Annotated in this window: 7 protein-coding genes; 4 read left to right on the forward strand and 3 right to left on the reverse strand. The window is 61.3% G+C overall.

The window, feature by feature from the left end; all coding sequences use genetic code 11:
* The first annotated feature begins 484 nt into the window (after positions 1-484).
* The 4 genes from IK083_03900 to IK083_03915 all read left to right on the forward strand — a co-directional run bounded on the left by IK083_03900 (position 485) and on the right by IK083_03915 (position 4,600).
* Positions 485-1,192 carry a hypothetical protein gene (locus IK083_03900; GenBank protein ID MBR4748702.1) on the forward strand — a complete coding sequence of 236 codons (708 nt, stop codon included), beginning with the start codon at positions 485-487 and terminating at the stop codon, positions 1,190-1,192.
* A 130-nt stretch (positions 1,193-1,322) separates the two neighbouring features.
* On the forward strand, positions 1,323-2,660 hold the full coding sequence (locus tag IK083_03905; protein MBR4748703.1) for a family 43 glycosylhydrolase: 1,338 nt from the start codon (positions 1,323-1,325) through the stop codon (positions 2,658-2,660).
* Positions 2,661-2,672: 12 nt separating this feature from the next.
* Entirely contained in the window at positions 2,673-3,830 is a 1,158-nt protein-coding gene (locus tag IK083_03910; protein ID MBR4748704.1) for a beta-lactamase family protein, read from the forward strand.
* Positions 3,831-3,922: 92 nt separating this feature from the next.
* Entirely contained in the window at positions 3,923-4,600 is a 678-nt protein-coding gene (locus tag IK083_03915; GenBank protein ID MBR4748705.1) for a D-lyxose/D-mannose family sugar isomerase, read from the forward strand.
* A gap of 69 nt (positions 4,601-4,669) precedes the next feature.
* On the opposite strand, the gene IK083_03920 is transcribed toward IK083_03915, so the two are convergent.
* From IK083_03920 to IK083_03930, 3 genes are all read right to left on the reverse strand, one after another.
* A complete protein-coding gene (locus IK083_03920) occupies positions 4,670-5,689 on the reverse strand; it encodes a GNAT family N-acetyltransferase (GenBank protein MBR4748706.1) in 1,020 nt (339 codons plus the stop codon).
* Positions 5,690-5,759: 70 nt separating this feature from the next.
* Positions 5,760-7,253 (reverse strand): glutamine-hydrolyzing GMP synthase, encoded by a 1,494-nt coding sequence (gene guaA / locus IK083_03925; GenBank protein ID MBR4748707.1) that lies wholly within the window; start codon positions 7,251-7,253, stop codon positions 5,760-5,762.
* Between the two features lie 54 nt (positions 7,254-7,307).
* On the reverse strand, positions 7,308-7,926 hold a 619-nt coding region (locus tag IK083_03930; protein MBR4748708.1), incomplete at its 5' end, for a hypothetical protein.

Consider the following 7,926-nt stretch of genomic DNA (forward strand, 5'->3'; position numbering starts at 1 on the left):
GACACGGGCAAGCCCAACGGGACAGAAAAGCGCTCTTATGCTTCTTTCGTCTCTGCTTCAGCCGGGTCCTCCCCATTTGCCTTCTCCGGCGTTGCCGGAGCAAGGAAGAGGCAAACGGGTCCCGCCCGAGATCCCTTCCCCAAAACGGCCAAACGCTTCCGCGTTTGATACGTTGCCGTTTTGGCCGGGATGACGAGGAGTTTTCCTCTGCCCCGCGATACGGCCCCCCCATGCCAGCCCTCTCCGGCGGAGGGCTTAGCGCGTTGCCGGGGTCTGTCCTTCCATTACAGGAGATCTCGAACCTCACCCCGAGAGTGCCTTCACTTTGTTCAGGTCGCCGAGATGACGTCTTTATTCACCGCCGGGCGCCGGTTCCGCCGGGATGACGAGAAGGCTTGCCCCATGTCAAAGCAAAACTCCCCCGGCGCAAATTGACTTTTTCGGAGGATGTGTATATAATAAAGAAGAATTGAAAGGAGCGCACATGTCTTTTTCCGAAACCTATGAGCCCTGGGTCAACGACTACGACTCTGCCGGGCGCCTGACCTTTGAGGCCATTCTGGAGATGCTGGAGAGCATCAGCGCCCATCACTGCATAGCGGTGTCCGACAGCCTTGCCGAGCAGGGCGTCAGCTGGGTGCTGCTGGACTGGCGCGTGGTGATCCTCCGGCGGCCGGAGCAGTTTCAGAGCCTGCAGCTCAGGACCTGGGTGCGATGCTCCTCTCCCGGCAGCGCCACGATCCGGGATTACACAGTGACGGACCGGGAGGGCCGGGAGCTGATCAGGGCCTCCGCCAGATTTGCCTTGGTGGACATGCAGGCTCAGAGGTCTGTCCGCATCACCGAAGAGATCCTCAGGCCCTACGAGCCGGAGGACCGGGCCGTGTTTGACTCGGAGCCGGCGCGCCTGCGGGAGCCCCGATCCTTTGACAGCGAGCAGGAGATAGCCCTGCGGCGCAGCGACTTTGACTTCAACGGCCACGTGCACAACACCCGCTACGTAGAGTATGCCATGGAGGCCCTGCCGGCAGAGGACTACGCCCGGGCCCCATACACGGAGCTGAGGATCGCCTACCGCCGGGCCGTCACCGCCGCCGACCGGATCACTGTAAAGAGGGCCGCCGCAGACGACGGCGTGCGCTTTTGCCTGTATTCCGACGGGGCTCTCTGCGCCCTTGCGGAGCTGAAATAAGGAGGAGGTCACAGCCCCGGCGGACAGTGATCACAAGGACTATATGATGACAAAATACTGCTGCGCCATTCTTGCCTTTCTCGTGATCGCCATAGGAGCGGCGTCTTTGGCTGCCGATCCCGGAGAAGGCATGAGAACGAAATACAAAAAAGGAGCCACCACCATGACCGATCTCACCAAGCCGGGCAAAATAGCCAGGCCCATCATCACCAGCATCTACACAGCCGACCCCTCCGCCGTAGTGGGACAGGATGGACGGCTCTACGTCTACGCTTCCCACGACATGGATCCGGCCCGGGGCTGCGACTTCATGGACCGCTACCACATATTCTCCACCGAGGATATGGTGCACTTCCGCGACGAGGGCGAGATACTGCGCTCCGACGACGTGGAATGGGGCAGGCCCGAGGGCGGCTTTATGTGGGCGCCGGACTGCGCCTTCAAGCGCGGCAAATACTGGTTTTACTATCCCCACCCCACCGACAGCCGCTGGAATGACAGCTGGCAGTTCGGCGTGGCCGTGAGCGACTATCCCAACAAGGATTTCCGGGACATAGGCTACGTCCGGGACGCCGCGGGCCGGGGCATCGGCGGCGACTCGCTGATAGACCCCTGCATCTTCATAGATGACGACGGCGCCAACTATTTCTATTTCGGCGGAGGCGCCATGCCCCGGGGCTGCAGGCTGGAGGACGACATGATCACCGTCCGGGGCCGGGTGCGCCCCATGGAGGGCCTGGAGGACTTTCACGAGGCGTCCTGGGTGTTCAAGCGGAATGGGCTCTACTACATGACCTACTCCGACAACCTGCCGGGCAACAACCGGCTGCGCTACGCCGTAAGCCGGGACCCTCTGGGACCCTGGGAATACAAGGGCATCTATCTGGCCCCCACCGGCTGCGACACCTCCCACGGCTCCGTCACGGAATACAAGGGGCATTGGTACGCCTTTTATCACAATTGCTCCATATCCGGACCGGGCAATCTCCGCTCCGTGTGCGTGGACGAGCTATTCTTTGAAGACGATGGCTCCATCAGACTGGTGGAGCAGACCGACCGGCCCTGCGCCTCTGTGGGTCCCGCCCCCGAAACCGATCCCAGGACCAAGACCTATCCGGCGGCAAAGGCCGTCCGGGAAGGAGAGCTGGCAGCCGCGGACGGCGTGGTCACCGGCTTTGAACACCGGGGGGCGTTCCTGCGCTTTTCCAAGACCGACGGCTATGACGGCGGCAGGGCCGCCCTCTCCATCCGCTACTCCAACGGCACGGGCAAGCTGACCCGGGTGCGCCTTGTGGTGAACTCTGCCGACTGGTCCCTCATCAATCTGGTCCCCACCGAAGGCTGGGAGGACTTTGGCGAGGCCTGCTTCACCGTACCCCTGAAAAAGGGCCGGACCAACACCATAGACATAGCAGGCTTCGACGGAGAGGCGGCCGTAAGGTCCCTCACCGTAGAGCCCCTGGACTAAAGGGAGGCACTTATGAATTTCACAGCGCTTGACAGATATCTGGACACCTTTTACGAAGAAAAGAACGTTCCCGGCGTGGGCTGCGCCGTGTCCATAGGAGGCGAGATAGTCCACCGGCACTTCGCCGGCTTTGCCAACGTGGAGCGGCAGATACCCTTTGCGGAGGACACCCTCTTCAATCTCTATTCCGCCACCAAGTTATCCACTTGTACGGCGGCCATGCGTCTCACCGAGCAGGGTATCCTCTCCCTTGACGCCCCGGCGTCGGACTATATCCCGGAGCTGGGCAAGGTGACCGTGCGCCGGGAGGACGGCAGCGTATCCCCGGCCCAAAACCCCATACTGGTGCGGCACCTGATGTCCATGTCGGCGGGCTTCTCCTACGACAGCAGCGCGAAACCTGTGCAGGACCTGCTCCGGGAGACCGGCGGCAAGCCCACCACCCTGCAGGTGGTCCGGGCCCTGGCAGAGGAGCCCCTGCTCTTCGAGCCCGGGACCCGCTTCCGCTACAGCTTCTGCCACGACGTGCTGGCGGCGGTGATGGAGGAGGCCGCAGGGATCCCCTACCCCGAAGTCCTGAAGAGAGAGCTCTTTGACCCTCTGGGGATGACCGACACGGCCTTCACCCTCAACGACGAGCAGCGAGAGCGGCTGGCGCCGGAATACCACGGCTTTGACGGCAAGACGGGCAAGGCCCGGGAGGTCATAAAGAAGGAAGGGGTCAACATGGGCATGGGGCCACTGTACCGGTCCGGCGGCGGAGGGCTGATATCCTGCGTCCGGGACTATGAGAAGCTGGCGGCCATGCTCTCCAACCGGGGATTGACGGCGGAGGGCCGGAGAATCCTTTCGGAGACTTCCATAGACCAAATGCGGACCTGTCAGCTGGGCCCGGAGGCCATGAAGGACTTTGAGGCTCTGGGAGGCTGGAGCAAGGCGGGCTACGGCTACGGCCTGGGCGTCCGGACCCTGCTGGACCCGGACAGGAACCACTCCCTCAGCGCCAAAGGGGAATTTGGCTGGGACGGAGCCCTGGGCTGCTATCTGCTGGCCGACCCGGCGAGAGGCGTAGGCATATTCTACGCTCAGCAGGAAGGGGGCTCTCCCTGGTACACCTGGCACGGCATGATCAGGAATTACGCCTATGCCGGAGTATTGGGCAGCAATTAGCCTGCATAATAGTGTCAGCAGGCCAAAAATGTGCTATAATTAAAAACGGGCGCGTTACAAACACACCGAATCAAATACTGCAGGAGAAAACCATGAAAAGATCCGAGATCAACAAGCTTTTACGCGAAGCGGCCGCCTTTGCGGACAAAATGAATTTCCGGCTCCCTCCCTTTGCCTACTGGTCACCGGAAGAATGGGCCGAAAAAGGCCATGAGTACGACGAGATCAGAGACAATATGCTGGGCTGGGATATCACCGACTTTGGCAAAGGCGATTTTGACAAGATAGGCCTTTTGCTCTTTACCATCCGCAACGGCAATCTCACCGACAAGAAATACGGCAAGCCCTACGCCGAAAAGCTGCTCATCGTAGAAGTAGATCAGGTGACCCCTTATCACTTCCACTGGCAGAAGATGGAAGACATCATCAACCGCGGCGGCGGAGAGCTGGTGATCAAGCTCTATAACTCCGACGAAAAAGAAGACTTTGCCGACACTCCCGTCCTGGTCAGCTCCGACGGCAGGAATTATGAGATACCCGCCGGCGGCATAGTCCGCCTGACCCCGGGAGAGAGCATCACCCTGAAGCAGGGCCAGTATCACAAATTCTGGGCAGAGAAGGGCAAGACTCTGGTAGGCGAGGTGTCCAAGGTCAACGACGACAGAGTGGACAACCGCTTCTACGAGGAGACCGGGCGCTTCCCCGAGATAGAGGAAGACGAAAAGCCTCTCTATCTGCTGGGCAACGAATATCCCGCAGCCAAGGACTGACATACGCCCGGACGCGGCGGAAAACAAGAGAAATAAAAGCGGCGGCGCATCGGCGCCGCCGCAAGCCTTTTACAGTCTCCTGACGGGGAAATACAGGTATTTCTTGTTGGTCCTGATGCATTCGAATTCCTGCACCGCCCCTGCCAGGTCCATGTGTTTTTGGGTCAGCCAGAGTATCATATCGCCGAAGGCTTCCGGGCCGGTGTTTTCCACCCTCAGATATTCAAATGCGGGGACTGTCCATTTGGTCCACCCTTCCGGGGCCTCGGCGCCGTCCGCGCATTCCGCCCCGGCCAGATACAGGCCCCTCTCATAGTTTTCCCAGGGGCGGAAGGACCGGGAAAAGTCGGTCATGGCGCCCCAGAAGCCCGCAGGCGTTCCGTCGGGATCCTGCTTCATCAGCAGGACCAGCTCTGTAAAATGGTCTCTCACTTCCTGCCACAGCCTCTGAATAAAACCGGGGCCCTCTTCGGTGGAGCCTTCCCTGCCTATGACGGTGAAGGTCGGCTTCGAAAGCCGCTCTATCCTGTTCCCCCCGGGCGTATATGCCGCCGGCTTCAAATAGTCCTCTTTTGATATGCAAGTCATATGCAGGGTCCGCAGGAGCTCTTTGGGGACGGCGGGGACGTCCGCTGCGGAGTGATGATAGTGAAACCCGCATTTTTCCAGCACCCGGGCCGACCTGTCGTTGCCGTCATAGTATCCGGCCCAAAGCTTTTTCAGCCCCAGTTCCAGAAAGGCGTATCTCATGATCTCCCGCATAGCCTCGGGGATGAGCCCCCGGCCCCAGTAAGGCACGCCTATCCAGTAGCCCGCCAGGGCCTCCGTTTCGGGCAGCCCGCCTTCTAAGCCTTCCCCGATCAGACAGCCTGCGCAGCCCACCGGGAGCCCGGTCTCTTTTAACACCACGGCAAAGTTGCCCGGACCGGAAAGTTCGTCCCGGATGACCTGCCGGGAGTATTCCACGCTGGTATGGGGCTCCCAGCCGGCGATGGGGCCTATCCGGGGGTCCCGGGCGTATCTGTACAGTTCTTCTGCGTCGCTTTCTGCCCAGGGCCTGAGCAAAAGCCTTTCCGTTGTGAGTATCATATGCTGCCTCCTTTATCCGTATGCCGGGCGCCGGGCCGCCGGCGGCGGACCCGGCTCAGTATCTGAGGCCCTACTCCCACTCGATGGTGGCGGGAGGCTTGGCGGACACGTCATAGAGCACCCGGTTCACAGGCACCTCCGACAGTATCCGGCGGGATATCTTCTCCAGCAGCTCCAAGGGGATGGGATACCAGTCGGCAGTCATGGCGTCGGTGGACCTGACCGCCCGGAGCACTATGGTCTCCTCGTAGCTGCGGCTTTCGTTCCGCACGCCCACGCTCTTCACCGGCAGCAGCATGCAGAAGGCCTGCCAGATCTTGCCGTAGAGCCCCGCCTTGCGGATCTCTTCGATGAATATGGCGTCGGCGGCTCTCAGCACGTCCAGCCGTTCCACCCTCAGCTCGCCCACGCACCGGACGCCCAGACCGGGGCCGGGGAAGGGATGCCTGTCCACCAGGGTCTCCGGGAGGCCCAGGCTGCGGCCCACGTTGCGCACCTCGTCCTTGAAGAGATACTTCAGGGGCTCCACCAGCTCCAGGTCCATACGCTCCGGCAGGCCCCCCACGTTGTGGTGGCTCTTGATGACGGCGGCGTGCTTGTTGCCGCTCTCCACTATGTCGGGATATATGGTGCCCTGAGCCAAAAAGCCGGCGTCGCCGATCTTGGCCGCCTCTTCCTCAAAGAGCCGGATGAACTCGGCGCCTATGATCTTCCGCTTCTTTTCCGGGTCGGTGACTCCCGCCAGAAGAGACAAAAATCTGTCCCGGGCGTCCACGTATATCACCTTGATGCCCTTGTCCGCAAAGGCCTTGCGCACCTCTTCGGGCTCGTGGAGCCTCATGAGGCCGTGGTCCACGAATATGCAGGTGAGCCTGTCTCCGATGGCCTTGTGTATCAGGGTGGCGGTGACGGAGCTGTCCACGCCGCCGCTGAGGCCGCATACCACCCGGCCGCCGGCGACCTGCTCCCGTATCTCCCGGACAGCCATATCCACGTAGGAGGCGGTAGTCCACTCGCAGCGGCAGCCGCAGACGCGGGTCACAAAGTTGCGGAGCACAGCCTGCCCCTGCTCCGTGTCTTCCGACTCGGGACGGAACGTGAGAGCATAGACCGGCCTGTCCGTGTGTTCGTACACGCCCTCGCCGGCGGCCCGGAAGCCCTCGGGGATCCGGGTGATCTGCGAAGCGCCCATACACACGGAGAGGTCTTGCTTTATGCCCTCAAACAGGGGGGAGCCGGAGCTGTGGGCTATCTGCTTCCGACTGTAGCCGGCGCCCTTTTCCGAGACGCCCTCCCCGCCGAAAAGCCGGGCCAGGGCCAGGGCTCCGTAGCATATGCCCAGCATGGGCACCTGCAGGTCCGCCAGAGCCTTGTCGCAGTCGGAGGCCGAGTATATCTGACCGGGACCGCCGGCAAAGATGAGGCCTTTGGGGTCCTTTTTCCTGATCTCCTCCGCAGGGGTGTCAAAGGGAACTATCTCGCAATACACGTTGCATTCCCTGATGCGTCTGCCTGTCAGCTGTGAATACTGGACTCCGAAGTCCAGTATGACGATGTTTTCCATGTAGGACTGCTCCTTATGTAAAAATATGATTGACTTGTCTGACTGCCCCGGCCCTTATTCGCGGCTCAGGGGCTCCTCGGTGATGCTGCCCGGAGGCAGGGTCAGGCGTTTTGCGGCTCCCCGGTATCTATAGGAGGCCTCCACGGGCTCCGCGCCCGGGTTGTAAAACAGCAGCCTGCCCGGCAGCTCCGCCCCGAAATAATCATGCCCGGGGCTGTAATACACGGCATAGCCCGCCTTTTCCATTTCGCCTGTCACTATACGGGCTATCTCCTCAAAATCGTCGGTGCGCACCACGCGCCCACCGCCCCAGGAAAAGTCGTCAAGGCCCCTGGGAAAGACGATCTTTTCGCACACGTCGGTGCCGTCCACCGCCTTCATGGGCTCCCGGTCCATGACTACGAGCAGGCCTCCCCGGCTGACCCAGGCCATTATGAGCCTGGCATCGGCAGGCTCCAGTATGGTGGCGGGCATGACCATGATGGGCACTCCGTCCAGAGCCCCGTCCCGGAGCATATTTTCATCCACGTAATCGCAGTTGACCATATAGCGGATATTCTCATAATCCGGCCACCAGGGGGCCTCCCCCAGGGTGCAGGCTATATTGGGATAATAGAGCGCCACCGGCATGGGCCTCATGGTCTCCCGCCGCAAAAGCCCCGCGTACCGGGCC

Source organism: Abditibacteriota bacterium, from assembly GCA_017552965.1.
Taxonomy (GTDB): Bacteria; Armatimonadota; UBA5829; order UBA5829; family UBA5829; genus RGIG7931.

Coding starts and splice junctions, on each gene's coding strand:
- IK083_03900 (MBR4748702.1), top strand. CDS start 485: ATGTCTTTTTCCGAAACCTATGAGCCCTGGGTCAACGACTACGACTCT.
- IK083_03905 (MBR4748703.1), top strand. CDS start 1,323: ATGAGAACGAAATACAAAAAAGGAGCCACCACCATGACCGATCTCACC.
- IK083_03910 (MBR4748704.1), top strand. CDS start 2,673: ATGAATTTCACAGCGCTTGACAGATATCTGGACACCTTTTACGAAGAA.
- IK083_03915 (MBR4748705.1), top strand. CDS start 3,923: ATGAAAAGATCCGAGATCAACAAGCTTTTACGCGAAGCGGCCGCCTTT.
- IK083_03920 (MBR4748706.1), bottom strand. CDS start 5,689: ATGATACTCACAACGGAAAGGCTTTTGCTCAGGCCCTGGGCAGAAAGC.
- guaA (MBR4748707.1), bottom strand. CDS start 7,253: ATGGAAAACATCGTCATACTGGACTTCGGAGTCCAGTATTCACAGCTG.